Here is a 20,749-nt window from a genome sequence, read left to right as displayed (position 1 = left end):
TGCTGCTGAAAGCGGGGCAAACGATGGCACAAGTCGGCAAGTTTGCGATCAATCAAAGAAAGTGTCGATTTATGTGCATCTTCATCGACACCCGCTGCGGCTGCTCTTAACCTTGAAGCCTCAACCTCAGGGAGCCCGGTCCCGACCGCCGTCTTCCTCCGGTCTCTTTGTCCGATCCCCGGCTGTAGTGAGAGGCAGAACCAGCATGCAACTGACCCGTTTTACCGACTATGCCCTGCGCACCCTGACCTTCCTGGCCTTGCAGCCGGTGGATCGGCTGTCGACCATCACAGAGGTGGCCGACACCTTCGCCATCTCCCGCAATCACGTGGTCAAGATAGTGCATCAGCTCGGCATCAAGGGATACATAGAGACGGTGCGCGGCAAGCATGGCGGCATTCGTCTCGGCCGCGCCGCCGTCTCCATCAATCTGCGGGATGTGGTGATGGACATGGAGAACATCCTCTGCCCCGCCTACTGCAAGACGGACAACTGCCGCCTGGCCGGTGGCTGCCGCATCCAGGGCATATTGCGCAAGGCGATGAACGCCTTCCTCGAGGTGCTGGGGGAATACACCCTGGCCGATGTGGTGAGCGATCCGACCCGCCTCTGTCACCTGCTGGGGCTGGAGCAGGATCAGCTGCTGGTGGCGGGCTGAGACGGACCGCCGCTGCGTGGTGGAGAAGGGGCCTGCGGGCCCCTTCTGCTATCTGGCCCCGATGTGATCAGGGCTGGCGTACCAGGCTGATGGCACCATAGACGCAGGCGAGGCCGCAGGCACCGCAGCCATCGCAGGCGACCATGTTGACCGTGACCCCGTCAGGGGCCGCCTTGATCGCCTGGCGGGGACAGGCATCCTCGCACAGCAGGCAGTAGAAGCCCTGACGGGCCTGGCAGCTCGCCTCTATCCTGACCCGGGTCTGCACCTGACGGCCGTAGCGCAGGTCGAGGGCGCCGCTCGGACAGGCCCTGGCGCAGCTGCCACAGTAGCTGCACTGGCCACAGGCGAGATCCAGTACCGGAGTGCCGGCCACCGGGCTGCCCAGGTACTCGGCGCCGCCAGCCCCCTTGATGAGCCCCCGTGGGCAGGCCTGTCGGCAGCGATCGCAACGCTGGCAGAGGGCGAGAAACTGGGACTCCTCGATGGCCCAGGGGGGGCGGGCCTCGCGGCAGTCGATGGTCCGGGGCCGACGGCGGGCCCAGAGCCGCGTCAGCCGTCGACAGAGTGCATGGGCCATGCTGGCCTCCTGATACCCAATAGGGGGTAATTCTATGGCCATAATGCCGCACAGGCCAGCGGAACCCGCACGGCAGGATCGCAAGGCCAGGTCCCCTTGTGTAAGCTAGGCGGGTCTTTTTTGCTGGGCTGACTCTATGTGGTTATTTCTGTGGCGGGCCTCCCTGCTCTATGTCTTCCCCCTGCTGATGTGGGGCTATTGCCGATTCAAGGGGATCGGTTTCGATGAGCTGGATACCGGCGTCAATGGTCACAAGTGGGTGGTGCTGTCGTCCTATCTGCTCTACGTGGTGCTCTGGCTGCTGATCAATCGCTATCTGCTGCTGTTCCTGCGCCAGCGGGGCCGGCGATGATGGCATCGCTGACCTGGCTCTGGCTCTGCGGCGCCGGGTTGCTGGCCGTGGGGCTCGGCTGGCTGTGGGGGCGACAGGGGGCCCAGGCCCTGGCCCAGGAGCTGGCCTTGAGCCGGGAGCGGGCCGAGACCTGGCAGGAGCGCCTCGCCGAGCTGCAGGATCAGCAGCTGCGGGATCAGGAGAAGCTGGAGCAGCAGCAACACTTCATCATCAAGCTCACCGCCCGTCTCAAGGACGCCGAGGCGACCCTGCGCAGCGAGCGTCTCGCCAGCGCCGAGAAGCTACAACTGCAGCAGCAGGCGGAAGCGCGCCTCGGCCAGCAGTTCGAGAACCTCGCCAATCGCATATTCGAACAGAACTCGGGTCACTTTCGCGAACTGAACCAGCACAGCCTGGACAATCTGCTCGGCCCGCTCAAGGAGCAGCTGGAGGGGTTTCGCCGTCAGGTGGGAGAGACCCATGCCCAGGAGACGGCCCAGCGCCACAGCCTCAAGTTCGAGCTGGAGCGCCTCGCCGAGCTCAATGCCCGCATGACCGAAGAGGCGGCGGCCCTGACCCGCGCCCTCAAGGGGGACAGCAAGCAGCAGGGCAACTGGGGCGAGGTGGTGCTGGCCCGCATCCTGGGGGAGTGCGGCCTGCGGGAGGGGCACGAATACGAGACCCAGGTCAGCCTGGAAACCGACAAGGGCAAGCGTTATCAGCCCGATGTCATCGTCCATCTGCCCCAGGGCAAGGACATCATCATAGACGCCAAGGTGTCGCTGACCGCCTACGAGCGCTGGTACAACAGCGATGACGAGCTGGCGCGGGCGGTGGCGCTCAAGGAGCACGTCGCCTCGGTGCGCAACCATATCCGCGAGCTGGGCCGCAAGGACTACCAGCAGCTGCCCGGGGTGCGCACCCTGGATTATGTGCTGATGTTCGTGGCGGTGGAGCCCGCCTTCCTGGCGGCGCTGGAAGCGGACCCTTCCCTGGTGCGCTTCGGCCTGGAGCACAACATATTGCTGGTCAGCCCCACCAACCTGATGGTGGCGCTGCGCACCATAGAGAACCTGTGGCGCTACGAGCGCCAGAACCAGAACGCACGGCAGATCGCCGAGCGGGCCGGGCGCCTCTACGAGAAGCTGCGGCTGTTCGTGGAGGAGATGCAGCAGCTGGGTGGCAGCCTGCACAAGGCCCAGGAGAGCTACGACAAGGCCATGGGGCGCCTGGCCAGCGGCCGCGGCAACCTGATCGCCCAGGCCGAGCGGTTTCGCGAGCTGGGGGTGGAGGTGACCAAGACCCTGCCCGAGTCCCTGGTCAATCGCGCCCTGGAGCGGGAGGAGTCCGGCGACTGAGGCGGATGCGGGGGATGAACAGACAACAAGGGCAGCCCGCGGGCTGCCCTTGTTGTTGCGACTGGCGTCACTGCTTCCAGAAGGAGGGGAAGAAGATCACCGCCACCGTCAGGATCTCGAGCCGCCCCAGCAACATGCCGAAGGAGAGCAGCCACTTGGCGACGTCCGGCAGGGCGGCGAAGTTGCTGCTCGGCCCTATCAGGGGGCCCATGCCGGGCCCCACGTTGGCCACCGCCGTGATGGCCCCCGAGATGGCGCTCAGGGGATCCAGCCCTATCACCGCCAGCAGGGCGGCGATGAGCAGTATGATGGCGAAATAGGCCAGCACGAAGGAGATCATGGAGCGGATGATGGCGTCGTTGACCGGGCGGCCGTTGTACTTCTGCGGAAAGACGGCGGAGGGGTGCATCAGCTGGCGCATCTGTTTCTTGAACAGGGCGAAGGCCACCTGGACCCGGAAGATCTTCAGCCCCCCCGAGGTGGAACCGGAGCAGGCCCCGAGCAGCATGATGAAGATGAACAGCAGGCTGGTGAGGGAGCCCCAGGTGCCGAAATCGCCGAGGCCGTAGCCCGTGGTGGTGAGCACGGAGACGATGTTGAAACTGCTGATGCGCAAGGCATCCATGAAGTCGAAGGTGCCACGATGCCAGAGGTAGAGCGTCATGATGAGGGTGACCCAGACCACCAGCCAGAAGAAGCCGCGCACTTGGGCGTCACGCAGCAGGCTGGTGTCGCGCCGGGAGAGGCTCTGCACATAGAGCAGGAAAGGCAGGCCGCCGAGGAACATGAAGAGGGTGCCAATCCAGTGGGCGGAATTGGAGAAGTGGGACATGGACTGATCCGAGGTGGAGTAGCCCCCGGTGCTCAGGGTGGTCATGGCATGGTTGACCGCCTCAAAGCTGGTCATGCCGCTCGCCCAGTAGGCGAGGAAGCAGAGCATGGAGAGCACCAGATAGACCTGCACTATGTTCTTGGCCACCGTCTTGGCGCGGGGGGCACTCTTGTCGGACCAATCCGAACTCTCGGTCTGGAACAGCTTCATCCCCCCCACGTTGAGGTAGGGCAGCACGGCCACCGCCATCACGATGAAACCCACCCCCCCCAGCCACTGCAGGATGGAGCGCCACAGCAGTATGCTGTGGGCCATGCCGTCGAGCCCGGACAGCACGGTGGAGCCCGTGGTGGTGACCCCCGACATGGTCTCGAAGTAGGCGTCGGCGAAGCCGATGTGGTTGATGAAGACGAAGGGGAGGGCGCCAAACAGGCAGGCCACGCCCCAGACGGAGGTGGTGAGCAGGAACATCTCCCGTACCCCGAGCCGGAATTCCGCCTTGCGGCCATAGTGCAGGCACCAGAAGGCGGCGAGGTGGGTGATGACCACGGATTGCAGAAATTCGACGAAGCCTTCCGAGCCGGTCAGCAGGGCAAGCAGGGTGGGCAGCCACATGAAGAGGGCGAGCTTGGAGAGCACCAGCCCCAGGGTGAACACGATGGGACGCAGCTTGATCATGATGCACGGCCTGGTTGTTGATGAGAGAAGCAGGAAATGCCACTGCTGGCGGCGTTCCCTGGCTTGTCAGTCCGATGAGTCCGCATGGTGGCGCTACAGGAAGAAGGGACTTGGCTGGAACAGCCGTTCCACTTCCTGTATGTATTTCTTGTCCACCAGAAACATGACCACGTGGTCATCTTGCTGGATCTCGGTGCGATCGTGGGCGATCAGTACCTCTTCACCGCGAACGATGGCGCCTATGGTGGTACCGGGCGGCAGCTTGAGCTCGCCCACCGTCTTGCCCACCACCTTGGAGGTGTTCTCGTCACCATGGGCGATGGCCTCGATGGCCTCGGCCGCCCCGCGGCGCAGGCTGTAGACGTTGGCGATGTCGGCCCGGCGCACATGAGTCAACAGGGCCGAGATGGTGGCCTGCTGGGGCGAGATGGCGATATCGATGGAACCGCCCTGCACCAGATCCACGTAGGCGCCGCGCTGGATCAGCACCATGGTCTTCTTGGCGCCCATCTTCTTGGCGAGCAGGGCCGACATGATGTTGGCCTCGTCCTCGTTGGTGACCGAGATGAAGACGTCGATCTGGTCGATGTGCTCCTCGGCCAGCAGCTCCTGATCCGCGGCATCGCCGCAGAAGACGATGGTGTTCTCCAGCAGCTCGGAGAGCTGCTCCGCCCGCTTCTGGTTGCGCTCGATCAGCTTGACGCTGTAACGCTTCTCCAGCTGGCGGGCGAGGCCGGCGCCTATGTTGCCGCCGCCGACGATCATGATGCGGCGATAGGGGCTCTCGAGCCGTTGCAGTTCCGACATCACGGCGCGGATATGACCGGCGGCGGCGACGAAGAACACCTCGTCATCGGCCTCTATGATGGTGGTGCCCTGGGGGCGGATGGAACGGCCCTGGCGGAAGATGGCGGCCACCCGGGTCTCGATGTTGGGCATGTGCTCGCGCAGGCTGGAGAGGGCGTTGCCCACCAGGGGGCCGCCGTAGTAGGCCTTGACCGCCACCAGACCCACCTTGCCACCGGCGAAGTCCACCACCTGCAGGGCGCCGGGATACTCGATGAGGCGGCGCACATAGTCGGTCACCAGCTGCTCGGGGGCGATCAGGTGATCCACCGGCACGGATTCCGGCAGGAACAGGCGATCCCGCTCCATCAGATAGGCGGGGGAGCGAATGCGCGCCACCTTGTTCGGGGTGTTGAACAGGGAGTAGGCGATCTGGCAGGCGATCATGTTGGTTTCGTCGCTGTTGGTGACGGCCACCAGCATGTCCGCATCCTGGGCCCCCGCTTCGCGCAGCACCTTGGGGTGGGCGCCGTGACCATTGACCACCCGCAGATCGAACTTGTCCTGCAACTCCCGCAGGCGGTCGCTGTCGGTGTCGACCAGGGTGATGTCGTTGTTTTCCCCGGCCAGGTTCTCGGCCAGGGTGCCGCCCACCTGGCCGGCTCCCAAGATGATGATTTTCATAGGGAACGCTTGCTCACATGCAGAGAGAAGAGGAGGCCATCGGCCTGGCCAATGATGCCCGTCATGGCTGAACTTTTACCAGCTTGGCGTAGTAGAAGCCATCCATGCTCGCCTCGCCAGGGAGGAACTGGCGGCCCGGACAGGCCGGGGTATCCTGCGGGTGCAGCGGGATCAGGCGGGCGTCCGGGGTTGCCGCCAGGAAGGCGCGCACCTGGTCGCGGTTCTCCTCGGGCAGCACGGAGCAGGTGGCGTAGAGCAGGGTGCCACCGGCCTTGAGCCGGGGCCAGAGCGCGGCCAGGATACGGCCCTGCAACTCGGCCAGCTCGCGAATGTCCTGATCCCGGCGCAGCCACTTGATGTCGGGGTGACGGCGGATGACGCCAGTGGCGGAGCAGGGGGCATCGAGCAGGATGCGATCGAACTGCCCTTCTGGCCACCACTGCTCGGGGGCGCTGGCATCCCCATGGATGAGCCTGGCCTTGAGGCCGATGCGATCCAGGTTCTCCTGCACCCGGGTGAGGCGCTGCTGGTCGGCATCGACGGCCACCACGCCGGCCAGATCGGGCTGGCGCTCGAGCAGGTGCGCCGTCTTGCCGCCCGGGGCGGCGCAGGCGTCCAGTATCCACTCCCCCGGCTGGGGGTCGAGCAGCTGGGCGGCCAGCTGGGCGGCACCATCCTGCACCGAGCAGTCGCCGGTCTCGAAGCCGGGCAGCTTGGTCACGTCGCAGGGGCGCTCGAGCAGGATGCAGTCAGCCCCTTCTTCACCGGCGGCGGCATGGATGCCGGCCTCGGCCATGCGGGCCAGCATCTGCTCGCGGCTCTGGCGCTGGCCGTTGTTGCGGATCCACATGGGGGGGCGCTGGTTGTTGGCCTCCATGATGAATTCCCAATCGTCGGGATAGGCCTGGCGCAGGCGCTTGGTGAGCCACTCCGGGTGACCGAGACGGGTGCTGGGCACTCGGTCGATGCGGGCCAGTATCACCTCGGCGCTACGCTGGAAGTTGCGCAGCACCCCGTTGATCAGGCCGCGCAGCGAGCTGCCCTTGAGCAGCTTGACCGCGTTGACGGTCTCGGCCACGGCAGCGTGGGCCGGAATGCGGGTGTAGATGAGCTGGTAGAGGCCGACCAGGATCAGATAGTGGAAGATGCGGCTCTTGTTCTTGAGCGGCTTGTCCATCATCTCGCCCACGGCGGCGTCCAGGCGCGGCATCCAGCGCAGGGTGCCATAGCAGAGTTCTTGCAGGAGGGGGCGATCGCGAGGCGCCACCTTCTCCTGGGCAGCAGGCAGAACGGCGGAAAGGGAGAGCCCCTGATCCAGCACCTGCTGGATGACGAGAGCGGCCTGTGCACGTGTTTTCATAGTCTTACCTTAGATGCGCAAGTCGGGGCCCTGGCCCCGCTTGTTTCGATTCAATCCAGCTCAATTCAGTTGGGTGCCGGGTACAAACCAGTCGCGGCGAGAGTTGAGCAGGTCCAGCGCCGCCATGGCCTTCTTGCCGGGGGGTTGCAGGGTCAGCAGGCGCAACACCCCCTTGCCGGTGGCCACCTCTATCCCTTGCCTGTCGGCCTTGAGCAGAGTGCCGGCGCTCTGGCCATGGTCGCTGTCGATGACTTGCGCCTGCCACAGCTTGATGGTCTGTCCCGCGACCTCGAACCAGCTGATGGGCCAGGGATTGAAGGCACGAACGCAGCGCTCGATGGCGGCTGCGTCCATCGACCAGTCGATGCGCGCCTCCTCCTTGGAGAGCTTCTCGGCGTAGTTGGCCAGGGCATCGTCCTGGGGCTCGGCGGTGGTGTCACCGGCCGCCATGGCGTTGACGGTGTCGACCAATGCCTGGGGGCCCAGCTCGGCCAGCTTGTCATACAGGCTGGCGGAGGTCTCGTCGGCGGCGATGGGGCAATGGGCCTTGCGGATCATGGCGCCCGTGTCGAGGCCGACGTCCATCTGCATGATGGTGACGCCGGTTTCGCCATCGCCTGCCCAGATGGCCCGCTGGATCGGGGCCGCGCCGCGCCAGCGGGGCAGCAGGGAGCCGTGGACGTTGATGCAGCCAAGGGGCGGGGTGTCGAGCACCGCTTTGGGCAGGATCAGGCCATAGGCGACCACCACCATGAGATCGGCCCCCAGGGCGTTGAGCTCGGCCTGGGCCGCTTCATTGCGCAGGGAAGCGGGTTGATGGACGGGCAGGTCGTGGGCCAGGGCCAGCTCCTTGACCGGGCTGGCGCTCAGCTTCTGACCACGACCGGCAGGCTTGTCGGGTTGGGTATAGACGGCGACAACCTCATGGCCGGAAGACAACAACGCCGCCAGATGACGGGCGGCGAAGTCGGGTGTACCGGCAAAAATCAGTTTCAATTTCTTCAAGGGGGCAGGTCCTTAACCGGCTTTACGGTCTTCGCGCGCCATTTTTTCCAGCTTCTGACGGATGCGCTGGCGCTTGAGCGGGGACAAGTAATCCACAAACAGCTTGCCCACCAGGTGATCCATTTCATGTTGGATGCAGATGGCCAGCAGATCGTCCGCTTCCAGCTCGAACGGCTGGCCGTTGCGATCCAGGGCGCGGATCTTGATCCACTCGGCGCGGGGCACCAGGGCACGGCTGCCGGGGACAGAGAGGCAGCCCTCTTCGATGCCGGTGCTGCCGGATTGGGCAATGACTTCCGGGTTGATCAGCACCAGGGGATCTTCCCGATCGTCCGAGACGTCGATAACTATGATGCGCTGATGGATGTCGACCTGGGTCGCGGCCAGGCCTATGCCTTCCTCCGCATACATGGTGTCGAACATATCATCTACAATCTGTTGTAACTCGGGTGTAATGGTCTCGACAGGGGCTGCGACGGTGCGCAGACGTTCATCGGGGAAACGCAATACATCTAGAATGGCCATAGTCTTGTCTTTAGCTTCGTATCAATGCAGTCAATATTGACGTAATTCTAGTCATTTACGCCGACAAAAAACAGCAACACTTTGCGTGCAGAAAATAACAGGGAGCGTTATGTATCTGAAGCAAACGACGTTAGCCTGCCTGTTCGCCCTGACGAGCCAGGGCGTGCTGGCCCAGGCGCTGACCCTCAAGAGCGACTATCCCAGCCAATATCAGGTCCGGAAGGGGGATACCCTCTGGGACATCTCCGGCAAGTATCTGGAGCAACCCTGGCTATGGCCCAGGCTCTGGAACATCAATCCGCAGATCGCCAATCCGCACTGGATATACCCGGGGGATGTGCTGCAACTGAGCTGGGTCAATGGCGAGCCCCGCCTCGGCAAGATGGTGCAGGGGGGCAAGCGGGTGCTCCGGCTCTCCCCCAAGAATCACTACGAGAGCAAGGCCAATCCGATCCCCACCCTGCCCCTGAGCGAGATAGGTCCCTTCATGCAGACGGATCACATCTTCACGACGCAACAGGAGAGCCAGGGCCTGCCCTATATCCTGGGTGAAAATGCGGGTCACATCGGCATGTTGGAGGGGGCCACCCTCTATGTGCAGGGGGCACTGATCCCGGGGCAGGATTATGGCATCTATCGGCCGGGCACAGTCTACCGGGACAAGCAGACCCGCGAACTGCTGGGCCAGGAGGCCATCTTCGTGGGCACGGCCCGCGCCCAGGCGTCGCTGCCAAAGGATCGCAGCCGCATTCTCCTCACCCGCAGCCAGCGCGAGGTCTATCAGGGGGACAGATTGATGCCCCTGCCGGCGCAGGAGATGCTGTCAGCCCTGTTTGTCCCTCGTGCGGCGCCCGTGACCACCCCTGGCTATGTGGTCGAGCTGCCAAGCAAGGCTCGGGGTGGGGGCAAGTTCGATATCGTCTTGATCAACAAGGGGGCCAGGGAGCAGATGGCGCCCGGAGATGTGCTGGATGTGCTGCGGCCCGGGGTGCGCCTGACGGACAAGTATGGCAAGGTCTCCTATCGGGAACTCTCTTCCCTCTATGACAAGGGATTTCACTCGGCGGGGCGTACACCACTTCCGGATGAGTCTATCGCCCGCATCATGTTGTTCAAGGTTTATGACAAGCTGAGCTACGGCATGATCTTGCAGAGCCAGGACATGGTCAGCACGGGTTACAAGGTCAGTCATTTCTGAGATGGGATCCACCCAGGAGAGACTGACCGCCTGGCTGACCCTGGAGGCCGTCCCCGGGATAGGCCCGGTGACCGCGACTCGCCTGCTGGCGGCCGTGTCAGACTCTGGCAGCGGGGCGCCAAGCGCCATCGACACCCTTTTCCTTTGGGACGACAGCAAGCTCCATGAAATTGGTCTCAGCTGGGCGCAGATTCAGGCATTGCGCCATCCGGAGGTCGGTGTGGTGCAGGCGCTGGAGTGGGCCGAGCGTCCAGACAACCGCCTTATCTGCCGCGACAGCCCCGAATATCCCCCCCTGCTGCGTGAAATTCCGGCCGCCCCTCTGCTGCTCTACTGCCGCGGCGATCTCGATGCACTGAGCGCTGTCCAACTGGCCATGGTGGGCAGCCGTCATCCCAGTTATGCCGGTCGGGACAATGCCACTCGCCTCAGCCGAGCACTGGCCGAGCGCGGACTGGCCATCACCTCTGGACTGGCGCTCGGTATCGATGGCATCTGCCATCAGCAGGCGCTTGCCGCCGGGGGAATAACCCTCGCCGTGCTTGGCTCCGGGCTGGATAGCGTCTACCCCAGGCGGCATCAGGGTCTTGCCGATCAGATAGTGGCCAGTGGCGGCCTCATTGTCTCAGAGCTGGCTCCGAACAAGGGGCCGTTGGCGGAGCACTTTCCCCGCCGCAATCGCATCATCAGCGGTCTCTCCCTCGGAACCCTGGTGGTGGAGGCGGCCGAGCAGAGCGGCTCCCTCATCACGGCCCGCTATGCGCTGGAGCAGGGGCGCGAGGTGTTTGCCGTGCCGGGGGCTCCCCAGAATGGACAAGCCCTCGGTTGCAACCGACTGATCCAGCAAGGGGCCAAGTTGGTGATGGAGCCAGACGATGTGTTGGTCGAGCTCAATTGGGCACAGATCCGGGCCGTCTCGGGGGCTGAAGTCGACGAGATGGCAGCCATTACCGGTACTAATAGTGCATTGCCTTATGCCGATTTGTTGGATAACGTAGGTTATGAGACCACGAGCGTGGATACCGTTGCCGAGCGGGCCGAGCTCCCTGTCGAGGTGGTTTTGGGCAGGTTAGTCGAGCTTGAGCTGGCGGGCGCTGTGATAGCGGTAGCCGGTGGATACGTCAGAACGAGGAGGGCGAATCATGTTTGATGTATTGATGTACCTTTTCGAGACCTACATCCACAGTGATGCCGATGTAACGGTCCAGCAAGATGAACTCACCGACGAGTTGACCCGTGCCGGTTTCGACCAGGACGAGATCAACAAGGCCCTCAACTGGCTGGAACGGCTGGCCAACCTGCATGACAGTGAACGGGAAGTCTATGTCACTGCCAGCGCCCAGGGCTCGATGCGGGTCTATGCGCCGCAAGAGTTGGCACGGCTAAGCACCGAGTGTCGCGGCTTCCTGCTGTTCCTGGAACAGGCTCAGGTTCTCAACGCCGAGACCCGCGAAATCTGTATCGAGCGGCTGCTCGAACTCGACAAGCCCGACATCGAACTCGATGACCTGAAATGGGTCGTGATGATGGTGTTGTTCAACGTGCCCGGCAGCGAGAACGCCTACCACCAGATGGAAGAGCTGGTGTTCGACGAGTCGGACGGCATACTGCACTGACAGCCCGGTGCCGCGCTGGTAGAATTTGGATCTTCTGAATTCGAGGCGCGGCCCATGTCCAAGATCGACAATCACCTGTTTTCCGCCCACGAGCATGCGCTCGAGCGAGAGCCTTGTCCCCAATGCGGCTCCGAGCTGGTGATCCGTCAGGGCAAGCATGGCCCCTTCCTCGGTTGTGCCAGCTATCCTGCCTGTGACTATATCCGCTCGCTGACGCCCTCCGGCCGCGACATCGAAAAGGTGATGGAGGGTTCAGTCTGTCCGTCATGCGGCCAGCCGCTGGCCATCAAGAAAGGGCGCTACGGACTCTTCGTCGGCTGCACCCAGTACCCCGCCTGTCAGCACATGGCTTCCCTGCAGGAGAGAGACGATACCCAGATACCCTGTCCCGCCTGCGGCAAGGGCCATCTGGTCAGCCGAACCTCCCGTTTTGGCAAGTGCTTCTATAGCTGCGATGACTACCCTCACTGCAAATATGTGGTCAACGACAAGCCTGTGGCCATGCCCTGTGCCAAGTGTGGTTGGGGCATCATGGTGGAGAAGCGAGTCCGGGGGACGCTGAAATGGTGCTGCCCGCAAAAGAAATGCGGCCACCAAGACGAGCAGGTATAATCGCGCCGCCGCCGGATGGGTCAATCGGTGTCGCCATTTGGCTCAACTTTGGCGCAAAAACGGGCTTGTATTGCGCAAGCCTGTATCGCCGGGATGTGTGCCGCTCTTTCCGTGATAGCGTCGATTTCGGGCAGCAAGATCCTGGCGGTCAGGCAGGCAAGGACGCAGGCCTTCGAATACCGCCTCGCGGCTTGGCATCGGCGGCTGTGATGGCAAGAGAATCCTCTGTGCTGCCACACCCTGGTGCATGTGCACCGGCGAGGGAAGAACGCCGAAGGGGCCATGGCGAATGCTGCCGCCCTTGAGGCCTATCATTGACGTGAGCCAGACGCGACAGCTCGAGCTGGCGCGTTTGCCCTGATACAGAATGCGTATGTCGAACGAATTTGAACAAGCCGTCGCCGCTCTGCGGGCGGGCGGTGTCATTGCTTATGCCACCGAGGCCGTCTTTGGTCTTGGTTGTGATCCCGATAACCAGGCCGCGGTGCAGCGCCTGCTCGCCATCAAGCAGCGGCCGGTGGAGAAGGGATTGATCCTGATTGCCGCCGACGTGAGCCAGTTGGAGCATTACATCGACTTGAGCCAACTGAACAGCGAGCAGATGGCCAGGGTCGACGCGAGCTGGCCCGGCCCATTCACCTGGGTCATGCCGGCCCGGGCGAGCACCCCGGCATGGTTGACCGGCCGTTTCGATACCCTGGCGGTGCGTGTCAGTGGCCATCCCCAGGTGCAGGCACTGTGTCGTGCCTTTGGCAAGCCGCTGGTGTCAACCAGTGCCAATCTCACCGGTGAGGAGCCTGCTCGCAGCGTCGCCCAGATTGGCCAGGCCTTGGCCGCGCAGTTGGCACATATACAGGTTGGCGAGGTGGGCGGGCTCAGCAATCCGTCCGAGATAAAAGACGCTCGCAGCGGCGCCGTGATCCGTCCCTCCTGACGTGACGGCAGGACCCCTGACAAGACAATAATGAGGCGGGGCGCCAAGATCCCGCCGGCTGGAGAAGCAATGAGCAAACCGGATGTGGCCGCAGTCAAGATCTTCCTGCTGGCACTGCAAGACACCATCTGTCAGGGGCTGGAGCGGGCCGACGGCCTGGGCCGCTTCGTCGAGGATGCCTGGACGCGGGAGGGCGGCGGCGGTGGTCGAACCCGGGTGATGCGGGCCGGCAAGGTGATCGAGCAGGGGGGGGTGAACTTCTCCCATGTCTATGGCGATGCCATGCCCGCCTCGGCCACCGCCCACAGACCCGAGCTGGCCGGACGTCGCTTCGAGGCCATGGGGGTCTCGCTGGTCATCCATCCTCATAACCCCTATGTGCCGACCAGTCACGCCAATGTGCGCTTCTTCATCGCCGAGAAGGAGGGCGAAGATCCCATCTGGTGGTTTGGTGGTGGCTTCGATTTGACCCCTTTCTACCCGTTCGAGCAGGATGTGCGGCACTGGCACAGCGTGGCTCATGAGCTGTGCCAGCCGTTTGGCGATGACATCTATCCCGAATTCAAAGCCTGGTGCGACCGTTATTTCTATCTGAAGCACAGGGACGAAACCCGCGGGGTTGGCGGTCTCTTCTTCGATGATCTCAATCGTTGGCCCTTCGAGCAGTCATTTGCCTTCATGCGGGCTGTGGGGGAAGGTTATCTCGCGGCATACCTGCCCATTCTGGTCCGCCGCCAGGATACCCCCTATGGCGAGAGAGAGCGCCAGTTCCAGCTTTATCGCCGCGGTCGCTACGTCGAGTTCAATCTGGTCTACGACAGGGGCACCTTGTTTGGCCTGCAGACCGGTGGTCGGACAGAATCCATACTGATGTCCATGCCACCTCTGGCGCGCTGGGAGTACGACTGGCATGCCGAGCCGGGGTCGGCTGAGGCGCTGCTCTATCAGGATTATCTCAAGCCACGGCAGTGGCTCTGATGACAAGGGTCGCCGAGGCGACCCTTTTTCATGGGAATGGCACTTGTCCCGCCGGGGTAAAAACCGTTAAATCGGATCATTCTCCTCCAGACGGACCCTTGCGATGGACAGGTATGCGGTATTCGGTTATCCGGTACGACACAGTAAATCCCCCTTTATTCACACCCTCTTTGCCCGGCAGACCCAGCAGTTGATGGAATATACCCTGGCGGAGCCCGCACCCGATGGCTTTGCCGAGGCGCTGCGCAATTTCTTCGCCGAGGGCGGCAAGGGCTGCAACATCACTGTCCCGTTCAAGGAGCAGGCGTTTGCGCTGGTCGATAGCCTGAGCCCGCGTGCCAGGCTGGCGGGGGCGATCAATACCATCAAGCTGACCGATGACGGCCTCCTGCTGGGGGACAATACCGACGGTGCCGGCCTGGTGGCCGATCTGACCTCCCAGGGGGTCAGCCTGGCGGGGTGCCGGATCCTGCTGCTCGGTGCTGGAGGCGCGGCCCGTGGTGCCCTGGCCCCCCTGTTGGCCGAGGGGCCGGGTCGCCTGGTCATTGCCAACCGCACCCATGACAAGGCGGCCCAGCTGGCCCGGGAATTCGCCTCCTTGGGTCCCGTCGAGGCCGTACGATACGAGGATCTCCTCGGTCCGTTCGACCTGGTGATCAACTCCACCTCGGCCAGCCTGCAAGGCTCGCTCCCCCCCATACCCTCTTCGGTCATACACAGTGATATCGCCGTCTACGACATGATGTATGGCGCCGAAGAGACGCCGTTCAACGCCTGGGCTCGGGCGCAGGGGGCGCGCAAGATCATGGATGGGCTCGGCATGCTGGTGCAGCAGGCTGCCGAGGCATTTACCATCTGGCGCGGCATTCGTCCGGGAACGACCCAGGTGCTGCGCGAATTGAAACGCAATCTGGGGGTGGCATGAACCAGAGCATCCAGTTCCCGGACTCGGCCGAATGGCAGGCCGAGCAACAGCGGGTTCACTTCCCGGCTCAGTTGATGGGGGGGCTGATCCCTTGCTATATCAGTCGCCACCGTCTGGAGCGGTTGGCCGGACTCTCCCTGGTGCGGGAAGACGATATCCTGCGAGCCTTCGATAGCTTGAGGTTCGATATCGAGGAGATGGTTGAAAAACTCATTGAAGAACAAGAGTTTGGAGAAGATGGTGCCATCTATCTCTAAGCAGGCAAAGTTTTTTTGCTGAGGATTGGAACTTTCCAAAGATCAGGCTGACTAACTAGATAGTTGAGGAAGTGCTAGTTAGTCACCTTTATAACCCCCGGTATTCGTACTGGGGATTTTTTTATCTATATGAAAATAAAAGAAAAAATATCATTATCTTTGAGTGAAACTTTGTTACATAAATTACTTTCACTTTTTTGTTGGTTTGATGTACAGTTGTTCTCGTAGGGTACAGAGGTAAGATGTTCTATCTTTCAGACCTTTTATTTCACGTAATTGAATGTGGCTGAATAGCAGCCCCGATGAGTCATCGTCGGGGCGTTTTTTTATGGATCCAGTTTAGAGTAAAGACTTTAAAAACCGCTATCCTTTGATAAAATGATGGGGTTTCTTGAGTAAACCCAGTGGTCATTTCTTCTCAAGACGGATTTCTTCCCAATTTTGAACAGTATCTTCGGGCCGGTTCCTTACCCAGGGAACTGGCCTCATTTTTATCCCATGTCGGCCGTTAAATGTAATTAACTTACAGTTTGGTATTTATCGCCGATTTTTAGCTGGCTGACACAGCTCCAGGTTGAAAACGTTATCATTTGATGGTTTTGTTTGTTCTTGATGAGAATTAAGTGGTTGCTTACTGAAAACAGTCAGTTATCCCGTGCGGGATGGGGTTTGATTTCGGAAGGGGGGCGAGGAGATGAGGTGGTTTGGGGAGGGGTTTCAATTGGCGGAGCCTGCTCCGCCAATTGAAAAGTGGCAGGATTATTCGATGTCGGATTCGGCATCGATGGCGTCTTCGGCCGCCGCACCAGAGAGGTACCAGCCACTGAGGGTCTGCGCCAACTTCTCTACCCCGATCTGAGTGAGGGAGGAGAAGGCTTCAACCTGGATCTGGGGGCCCAGATTGGCTACCGCCTGGCGAACCTTGATCACCTGATTGTTGCGTGGCCCCGGACTCAGCTTGTCGGCCTTGGTCAGCAGCAGCATGACAGGCAGTTCGCGGTGGGAACTCCACTCCAGCATGTTCATGTCGGTTTCTTTGAGCGGATGACGGATGTCCATCAGGATCACCAAGCCTTTCAAAGACTCACGACGTTGCAGATATTCAGCCAGCGACTTTTGCCACTTTAGCTTCATTTCCAGTGGAACCTGGGCATAACCGTAACCTGGCAGATCGACCAGACGCTTGCCCGGTTCCAGCTCGAACAGGTTGATCAGCTGGGTCCGGCCTGGCGTTTTACTGGTGCGGGCCAGGTTCTTGTGTTTGGTCAAGGTGTTCAAGGCTGATGACTTGCCGGCATTGGAACGCCCGGCAAACGCAATCTCGACACCCCCATCATTTGGCAGGTGACGGATGTCGGGTGCGCTGGTCACAAAATGCACCTTATTGAAATTCAGAGTTTGTGTATCCAACGTAAATTCCCCATGGAGAGAGAGGGTTATAGAGTTACTTTTTTGTGAAATCGTGTAAAATGGCGTCGCTTAAACGCGTTTATTTTAACATGCCTTCAGCGGCATGGGATCTGGAAGCCTAATAACGAGAAGTTGGAACGCCATGAAGAACCTAGTCATTACTCTTGCTCTGATGGTTGGCGTAACGGGGATGGCACAAGCCAAGGGCGATGCCGCTGCGGGACAAACCAAGTCGGCGGTGTGCGCTGCCTGTCATGGACCGGACGGCAATGGTCCTGCTGATATTTACCCCAAGCTTGCTGGTCAGCACGCATCATATATCAAAAAACAGTTAGTGGAACTGAAGGCTGCCGCTTCTGGCGCCACGGGGCGTGCTTCTCCCATCATGGGACCCATGGCACTGCCCTTGTCCGATCAGGACATGGATGACCTGGCGGCCTATTTCTCCGGCCAGCAGATCACGCCGGTGGCGGTGCCCGATGAGGTCGTTGCCGAAGGCAAGGCGCTCTACATGGGGGGTGACATGAGCCGGGGCCTGCCTGCGTGCGCCGCCTGCCATGGTCCCCGTGGTGTGGGTGTTGAACAGGCCAAGTATCCCAGCCTGTCCGGTCAGCATCCCGCCTACATCAAGGCGCAGCTGGAAGGTTTCCGGGCTGCGACCCGCGACAATGATCCCAATGGCATGATGCGTGATGTGGCCAAGAAGCTGACGGACCACGATATCGAAGTGTTGTCCAAGTACGTGGCCGGATTGCACTGATGACGGTATGGCGGCCGCTTGCGTCGCCAAGCTGCATAGCGAAACAGGGAGCCTAAGGGCTCCTTTGTTTTATGGGTTGCCGCTTTGCCCCTCTCCCTGTGCGATATTTCCCATTTCGAGCGTTGGCCTCGGCTGAAAAAATCACGTCTTATCAAATAAAGTTATTATTTATTAATTGGTTATTCATTTCTTTTGTCACCATTTCCCCCTCACGAGAGCGCGATCGGATTGAGTCACCTCCCGAGCTTGATAGAGTGTCGGCCAGGGAATGACTCGGGATCGGGTCAAGGGTTCGCCCGGGAGCGGGCGAGAGCAAGGATGCCGGGACAGGCTGGGATGCCTGGCAAGGGAGTGAAGCATCAGGATGATGACCTCTTGGGACGGGAGGGGCGCGGGATGCAATCGGGTCGACGTACCACAGGGAGGTAGCGCGTCGAGACAAGCAAGCACACGCATATTCAGGAATGATCCACTAAGGTCAGGACGACCCATATAAAGATATGAGGCGAGGCGCCAGGGAAGGGCGGCATCGATAAGGATGGGACTCGCACAGCATATAGAGGCAGCTTCGGCTGCCTTTTTTCTATTGGATGATTAACCCGGGCCGGCATTTTGTGTCAAAATACCAGCAACATGCCCAGAGGGTACCGATCCTGCGCTGTTCAGTTGCCCTGCGGGGCAGCCATGATGCCGGATCCTGTGCCGCCTCGATCATTCATTGTCAGCATCTTATCCCCCGGGCGCCATGGCGCCTCGTGGCGGTTTTTATATCCAGCAATGTCCCGGAGTCATTCATGTCGGCCAAACAACCCAGTCGCAAACCCACGGGTAAGCGTAAAGAATCAGATGCCAGTGCCCAGGAAGGCCGTGAGCGCAAGCGTGCCGCCCGGCGCAAAGGTCTGAAGGCGGGGACGCGCCAGCAGGTCGCCGAGCCCAAGCGCAACAAGGGCAACAAGCAGGCACAGGATCCCCGCCTGGGATCGCGCAAGCCGGTGGTGCTGATCGTTGACGATAAACAGAGCAAGCCGCAGCTCGCCCAGGTCGCCAGAGAGAAGATCCTCAAGCTGACCCCGGAGCAGGAGCTGGCCGCCATCGAAAACGATGACCGTCTCAATGACTTCCTCGACCGTCTGGATGAGGGCGAGACCCTGAGCGCCGCCGATCAGGCCTGGGTCGACCAGCGGGTCGATCGCTATCAGGAGCTGATGGATGAACTCGGCATCATAGATGACGAGGACGAAGACGAGTCCACCTTCCTGGCGGAGGATGCCGAGCAGACGCAGGCTCCCGCGAGCGAAGAGGATCTGTGGGATCGCTTCACCAAGGCGGATTACCAACCGCAACAAGCAGAGCCCAAGAAAAAGTGAGCGGCGCCCTGATGCTGGCTACCCTGGCGGGTAGCCTTGTCTTGCTCGGTCTGGCCGTCTATGCCGGCATGCTGCTGGCCAGGGTACGACGCCAGACGGAGCAACAGGAGCAGGCCATCCAGGCACGCAACGAGCGCATCCTCGACAGCGTACGCGTCATCGCCCATGCGGTGCGCGATGGTCAGTGCGACTACTCGGAAGGGGCCATCCGCCTGACCAACCTGCTCAATGCCTTGCAGATCAAGGAGGGGCGCGCCTTTGCCGAGGAGTTCCCCGGTCTGTACGGCTTGTATGAGAAGGTGAAGGAGATGCCGACCCATGAGGCGCGCAAGGCGCTCAAGCGCAACGAGATCATGAAGATGGATCTGGAGCGCAGCGGCTACGAGGTCGAACTGGAGGCGCAGATCCTCAAGGATGTGGCCCTGTTGAAGGATTTTCAGCTGGGCAAGTGATCCCGGCCAACCCATGAGGAAGCAAGTGTGCGAGTCGAACCGATAGTGTGGGATCAGGCGCTGATCGAGAAGTACAACCACAGCGGCCCCCGTTATACCTCCTATCCCACCGCGCTGGAATTCAACGAGGCGTTCGGTTATCCGGATTTCGTCCGCGCCGCCGGCCAGTATCCCCAGCGCAATCTCTCGCTCTATGTGCACATCCCCTTCTGCCACAAGCTCTGCTACTACTGTGGCTGCAACAAGGTGATCACGCGCCATCAGCACAAGGCCGATCAGTATCTCGACTATCTGGAGCGGGAGATTGCCGCCCAGGCCCCCCTGTTTGCCAATCGCACCGTGACGCAGCTGCACTGGGGGGGCGGCACACCCACCTATCTGGATGAAGCCCAGACCCGACGGCTGATGGCCATGCTGCGGCAACACTTCCACTTCGCCGAGGAGGGGGAGATCAGCATAGAGGTGGATCCGCGGGAGATCGCACTCTCCATGCTGGACGTGCTGCGGGAGCTTGGTTTCAACCGGATCAGTCTTGGCGTGCAGGACTTCAACAAGCAGGTACAGGCGGCGGTCAACCGGGAGCAGGACAACGACTTCATTCGTGCCATGCTGGAGCGGGCGCGGGAGCTGGGGTTCAGATCCACCAACCTGGATCTCATCTACGGCCTGCCGCACCAGAACCGTGACAGCTTCCACCACACCCTGGAGGAGGTGCTCAAAACGGATCCGGCCCGGCTCTCCATCTTCAACTATGCCCACCTGCCGAGCCGCTTTGCCGCCCAGCACAAGCTGAAAGAGGCGGATATGCCGGCCCCTCGGGAGAAGCTGGCCATGCTGCAGGACACCATCGCCTTCCTCACCGGCCAGGGCTACCAGTTCATCGGCATGGATCACTTCGCCAAGCCCGATGACGAGCTGGCCGTCGCCCAGCGCAACGGCACCCTGCATCGCAATTTCCAGGGCTACACCACCCAGGGGGATTGCGACCTGCTGGGGCTGGGGGTCTCCTCCATCAGCATGATGGGGGATGCCTACTCCCAGAATCAGAAGGATCTCAAGGCCTACTACGCCCAGGTGGAAACGCTGGGCCATGCCCAGTGGAAGGGGTGCTCCCTCAACCGGGACGACCTGATCCGTCGGGAGGTGATAAAACGCCTCATCTGCGACTTCTCCCTGGATTTCACCGCAGTCGAGCAGGCCCATGACCTGGTGTTCGCCCAGTATTTTGCCGACGATCTCAAGCTGTTGCAGACCTTTGTCGACGATGGTCTGGTGCGCCTGACCGACACAGGCCTGACGGTGGTCGGCACGGGCCAGCTGCTCATTCGCAACATCTGCATGTGCTTCGATGTCTATCTGCGCAACGCGGCGCGGGCCCAGCAGTTCTCCCGGGTGATCTGAACCAGAGCCCTTATGCACGCAATAAAAAAACCGCCTCGGCGG

22 protein-coding genes are annotated in these 20,749 nt (G+C 61.5%); 15 read left to right on the top strand and 7 right to left on the bottom strand.

Features of this window, described 5'->3' with window-relative positions; genetic code table 11:
- Positions 1-205: 205 nt before the first annotated feature.
- Positions 206-658, top strand: a complete 453-nt coding sequence (locus tag ACEUCR_RS17210) for an Rrf2 family transcriptional regulator (RefSeq protein ID WP_041999068.1) — start codon at positions 206-208, stop codon at positions 656-658.
- Positions 659-725: 67 nt separating this feature from the next.
- On the opposite strand, the gene ACEUCR_RS17205 is transcribed toward ACEUCR_RS17210, so the two are convergent.
- Positions 726-1,238 carry a 4Fe-4S dicluster domain-containing protein gene (locus tag ACEUCR_RS17205; protein ID WP_111874159.1) on the bottom strand — a complete coding sequence of 171 codons (513 nt, stop codon included), beginning with the start codon at positions 1,236-1,238 and terminating at the stop codon, positions 726-728.
- Positions 1,239-1,374: 136 nt separating this feature from the next.
- On the opposite strand from ACEUCR_RS17205, the gene ACEUCR_RS17200 reads away from it, so the two are divergent.
- Together ACEUCR_RS17200 and rmuC are read left to right on the top strand one after the other, a co-directional pair.
- A complete protein-coding gene (locus ACEUCR_RS17200) occupies positions 1,375-1,590 on the top strand; it encodes a hypothetical protein (protein ID WP_041999074.1) in 216 nt (71 codons plus the stop codon).
- Positions 1,587-2,927: a DNA recombination protein RmuC gene (gene rmuC, locus ACEUCR_RS17195; RefSeq protein WP_408791581.1), complete on the top strand. Its 1,341-nt coding sequence runs from the start codon at positions 1,587-1,589 to the stop codon at positions 2,925-2,927. The genes ACEUCR_RS17200 and rmuC overlap by 4 nt, the downstream gene beginning before the upstream one ends.
- Before the next feature lie 67 nt (positions 2,928-2,994).
- Here rmuC and ACEUCR_RS17190 read toward each other — a convergent pair whose 3' ends face one another.
- The 5 genes from ACEUCR_RS17190 to def all read right to left on the bottom strand — a co-directional run bounded on the left by ACEUCR_RS17190 (position 2,995) and on the right by def (position 8,797).
- Positions 2,995-4,437 carry a TrkH family potassium uptake protein gene (locus ACEUCR_RS17190; protein ID WP_041999077.1) on the bottom strand — a complete coding sequence of 481 codons (1,443 nt, stop codon included), beginning with the start codon at positions 4,435-4,437 and terminating at the stop codon, positions 2,995-2,997.
- Between the two features lie 93 nt (positions 4,438-4,530).
- Positions 4,531-5,907 (bottom strand): Trk system potassium transporter TrkA, encoded by a 1,377-nt coding sequence (gene trkA, locus ACEUCR_RS17185; protein WP_041999080.1) that lies wholly within the window; start codon positions 5,905-5,907, stop codon positions 4,531-4,533.
- 61 nt (positions 5,908-5,968) lie between these two features.
- The gene (gene rsmB, locus ACEUCR_RS17180) at positions 5,969-7,267 is read right to left on the bottom strand and encodes a 16S rRNA (cytosine(967)-C(5))-methyltransferase RsmB (protein WP_408791579.1); all 1,299 of its coding nucleotides are present in this window, start codon (positions 7,265-7,267) and stop codon (positions 5,969-5,971) included.
- A 60-nt stretch (positions 7,268-7,327) separates the two neighbouring features.
- The gene (fmt, locus tag ACEUCR_RS17175; RefSeq protein ID WP_408775776.1) at positions 7,328-8,272 is read right to left on the bottom strand and encodes a methionyl-tRNA formyltransferase; all 945 of its coding nucleotides are present in this window, start codon (positions 8,270-8,272) and stop codon (positions 7,328-7,330) included.
- 12 nt (positions 8,273-8,284) lie between these two features.
- The gene (gene def, locus ACEUCR_RS17170; protein ID WP_111874163.1) at positions 8,285-8,797 is read right to left on the bottom strand and encodes a peptide deformylase; all 513 of its coding nucleotides are present in this window, start codon (positions 8,795-8,797) and stop codon (positions 8,285-8,287) included.
- A 109-nt stretch (positions 8,798-8,906) separates the two neighbouring features.
- Here def and ACEUCR_RS17165 point away from each other — a divergent pair, with 109 nt between their 5' ends.
- The 8 genes from ACEUCR_RS17165 to ACEUCR_RS17130 all read left to right on the top strand — a co-directional run bounded on the left by ACEUCR_RS17165 (position 8,907) and on the right by ACEUCR_RS17130 (position 15,317).
- Positions 8,907-9,995 carry a LysM peptidoglycan-binding domain-containing protein gene (locus ACEUCR_RS17165; protein ID WP_408791577.1) on the top strand — a complete coding sequence of 363 codons (1,089 nt, stop codon included), beginning with the start codon at positions 8,907-8,909 and terminating at the stop codon, positions 9,993-9,995.
- 1 nt (position 9,996) lies between these two features.
- Positions 9,997-11,145 carry a DNA-processing protein DprA gene (dprA, locus tag ACEUCR_RS17160; protein WP_408791575.1) on the top strand — a complete coding sequence of 383 codons (1,149 nt, stop codon included), beginning with the start codon at positions 9,997-9,999 and terminating at the stop codon, positions 11,143-11,145.
- Positions 11,138-11,611, top strand: coding sequence for a DUF494 family protein (locus ACEUCR_RS17155; protein ID WP_111874166.1), 474 nt, complete (start codon positions 11,138-11,140; stop codon positions 11,609-11,611). The genes dprA and ACEUCR_RS17155 overlap by 8 nt, the downstream gene beginning before the upstream one ends.
- Positions 11,612-11,665: 54 nt before the next feature.
- Complete coding sequence (locus tag ACEUCR_RS17150; protein WP_408791573.1) at positions 11,666-12,223, top strand: DNA topoisomerase family protein; 558 nt, start codon at positions 11,666-11,668, stop codon at positions 12,221-12,223.
- 373 nt (positions 12,224-12,596) lie between these two features.
- Positions 12,597-13,157 carry an L-threonylcarbamoyladenylate synthase gene (locus ACEUCR_RS17145; protein ID WP_041999101.1) on the top strand — a complete coding sequence of 187 codons (561 nt, stop codon included), beginning with the start codon at positions 12,597-12,599 and terminating at the stop codon, positions 13,155-13,157.
- 69 nt (positions 13,158-13,226) lie between these two features.
- Positions 13,227-14,135 carry an oxygen-dependent coproporphyrinogen oxidase gene (hemF, locus tag ACEUCR_RS17140; RefSeq protein WP_408791570.1) on the top strand — a complete coding sequence of 303 codons (909 nt, stop codon included), beginning with the start codon at positions 13,227-13,229 and terminating at the stop codon, positions 14,133-14,135.
- 103 nt (positions 14,136-14,238) lie between these two features.
- Positions 14,239-15,060: a shikimate dehydrogenase gene (gene aroE / locus ACEUCR_RS17135; protein ID WP_408791568.1), complete on the top strand. Its 822-nt coding sequence runs from the start codon at positions 14,239-14,241 to the stop codon at positions 15,058-15,060.
- A complete protein-coding gene (locus tag ACEUCR_RS17130) occupies positions 15,057-15,317 on the top strand; it encodes a DUF1488 family protein (protein ID WP_408791566.1) in 261 nt (86 codons plus the stop codon). Before aroE ends, ACEUCR_RS17130 begins: the two co-directional genes overlap by 4 nt.
- Positions 15,318-16,076: 759 nt before the next feature.
- Here the strand turns inward: ACEUCR_RS17130 and yihA are convergent.
- Entirely contained in the window at positions 16,077-16,727 is a 651-nt protein-coding gene (gene yihA / locus ACEUCR_RS17125) for a ribosome biogenesis GTP-binding protein YihA/YsxC (protein WP_041999114.1), read from the bottom strand.
- Between the two features lie 142 nt (positions 16,728-16,869).
- Between yihA and ACEUCR_RS17120 the strand changes: the two genes are divergently transcribed.
- From ACEUCR_RS17120 to hemN, 4 genes are all read left to right on the top strand, one after another.
- Positions 16,870-17,487: a c-type cytochrome gene (locus ACEUCR_RS17120; RefSeq protein WP_041999116.1), complete on the top strand. Its 618-nt coding sequence runs from the start codon at positions 16,870-16,872 to the stop codon at positions 17,485-17,487.
- A gap of 794 nt (positions 17,488-18,281) precedes the next feature.
- A complete protein-coding gene (yihI, locus tag ACEUCR_RS17115; RefSeq protein ID WP_408791564.1) occupies positions 18,282-18,854 on the top strand; it encodes a Der GTPase-activating protein YihI in 573 nt (190 codons plus the stop codon).
- An 11-nt stretch (positions 18,855-18,865) separates the two neighbouring features.
- Entirely contained in the window at positions 18,866-19,306 is a 441-nt protein-coding gene (locus ACEUCR_RS17110) for a DUF2489 domain-containing protein (RefSeq protein ID WP_041999285.1), read from the top strand.
- 27 nt (positions 19,307-19,333) lie between these two features.
- The gene (gene hemN, locus ACEUCR_RS17105) at positions 19,334-20,707 is read left to right on the top strand and encodes an oxygen-independent coproporphyrinogen III oxidase (protein ID WP_111874172.1); all 1,374 of its coding nucleotides are present in this window, start codon (positions 19,334-19,336) and stop codon (positions 20,705-20,707) included.
- Positions 20,708-20,749: the final 42 nt, after the last annotated feature.

The sequence above is a fragment of the Aeromonas bivalvium genome (genome assembly GCF_046078285.1).
In the GTDB taxonomy this organism is placed as follows: domain Bacteria; phylum Pseudomonadota; class Gammaproteobacteria; order Enterobacterales; family Aeromonadaceae; genus Aeromonas; species Aeromonas bivalvium.
The sequence above is the reverse complement of the archived record's forward strand: the minus strand, read 5'-3'. Positions and strand labels throughout refer to the sequence as shown.

Bases quoted from the DNA above. Each gene is read 5' to 3' on its own strand.
- rmuC (WP_408791581.1), top strand. From the start codon at position 1,587: ATGATGGCATCGCTGACCTGGCTCTGGCTCTGCGGCGCCGGGTTGCTG.
- ACEUCR_RS17205 (WP_111874159.1), bottom strand. From the start codon at position 1,238: ATGGCCCATGCACTCTGTCGACGGCTGACGCGGCTCTGGGCCCGCCGT.
- ACEUCR_RS17110 (WP_041999285.1), top strand. From the start codon at position 18,866: ATGCTGGCTACCCTGGCGGGTAGCCTTGTCTTGCTCGGTCTGGCCGTC.
- ACEUCR_RS17200 (WP_041999074.1), top strand. From the start codon at position 1,375: ATGTGGTTATTTCTGTGGCGGGCCTCCCTGCTCTATGTCTTCCCCCTG.
- aroE (WP_408791568.1), top strand. From the start codon at position 14,239: ATGGACAGGTATGCGGTATTCGGTTATCCGGTACGACACAGTAAATCC.
- yihI (WP_408791564.1), top strand. From the start codon at position 18,282: ATGTCGGCCAAACAACCCAGTCGCAAACCCACGGGTAAGCGTAAAGAA.
- rsmB (WP_408791579.1), bottom strand. From the start codon at position 7,267: ATGAAAACACGTGCACAGGCCGCTCTCGTCATCCAGCAGGTGCTGGAT.
- ACEUCR_RS17145 (WP_041999101.1), top strand. From the start codon at position 12,597: ATGTCGAACGAATTTGAACAAGCCGTCGCCGCTCTGCGGGCGGGCGGT.
- trkA (WP_041999080.1), bottom strand. From the start codon at position 5,907: ATGAAAATCATCATCTTGGGAGCCGGCCAGGTGGGCGGCACCCTGGCC.
- ACEUCR_RS17150 (WP_408791573.1), top strand. From the start codon at position 11,666: ATGTCCAAGATCGACAATCACCTGTTTTCCGCCCACGAGCATGCGCTC.
- ACEUCR_RS17210 (WP_041999068.1), top strand. From the start codon at position 206: ATGCAACTGACCCGTTTTACCGACTATGCCCTGCGCACCCTGACCTTC.
- hemF (WP_408791570.1), top strand. From the start codon at position 13,227: ATGAGCAAACCGGATGTGGCCGCAGTCAAGATCTTCCTGCTGGCACTG.
- ACEUCR_RS17155 (WP_111874166.1), top strand. From the start codon at position 11,138: ATGTTTGATGTATTGATGTACCTTTTCGAGACCTACATCCACAGTGAT.
- dprA (WP_408791575.1), top strand. From the start codon at position 9,997: ATGGGATCCACCCAGGAGAGACTGACCGCCTGGCTGACCCTGGAGGCC.
- def (WP_111874163.1), bottom strand. From the start codon at position 8,797: ATGGCCATTCTAGATGTATTGCGTTTCCCCGATGAACGTCTGCGCACC.
- ACEUCR_RS17165 (WP_408791577.1), top strand. From the start codon at position 8,907: ATGTATCTGAAGCAAACGACGTTAGCCTGCCTGTTCGCCCTGACGAGC.
- ACEUCR_RS17190 (WP_041999077.1), bottom strand. From the start codon at position 4,437: ATGATCAAGCTGCGTCCCATCGTGTTCACCCTGGGGCTGGTGCTCTCC.
- ACEUCR_RS17120 (WP_041999116.1), top strand. From the start codon at position 16,870: ATGAAGAACCTAGTCATTACTCTTGCTCTGATGGTTGGCGTAACGGGG.
- ACEUCR_RS17130 (WP_408791566.1), top strand. From the start codon at position 15,057: ATGAACCAGAGCATCCAGTTCCCGGACTCGGCCGAATGGCAGGCCGAG.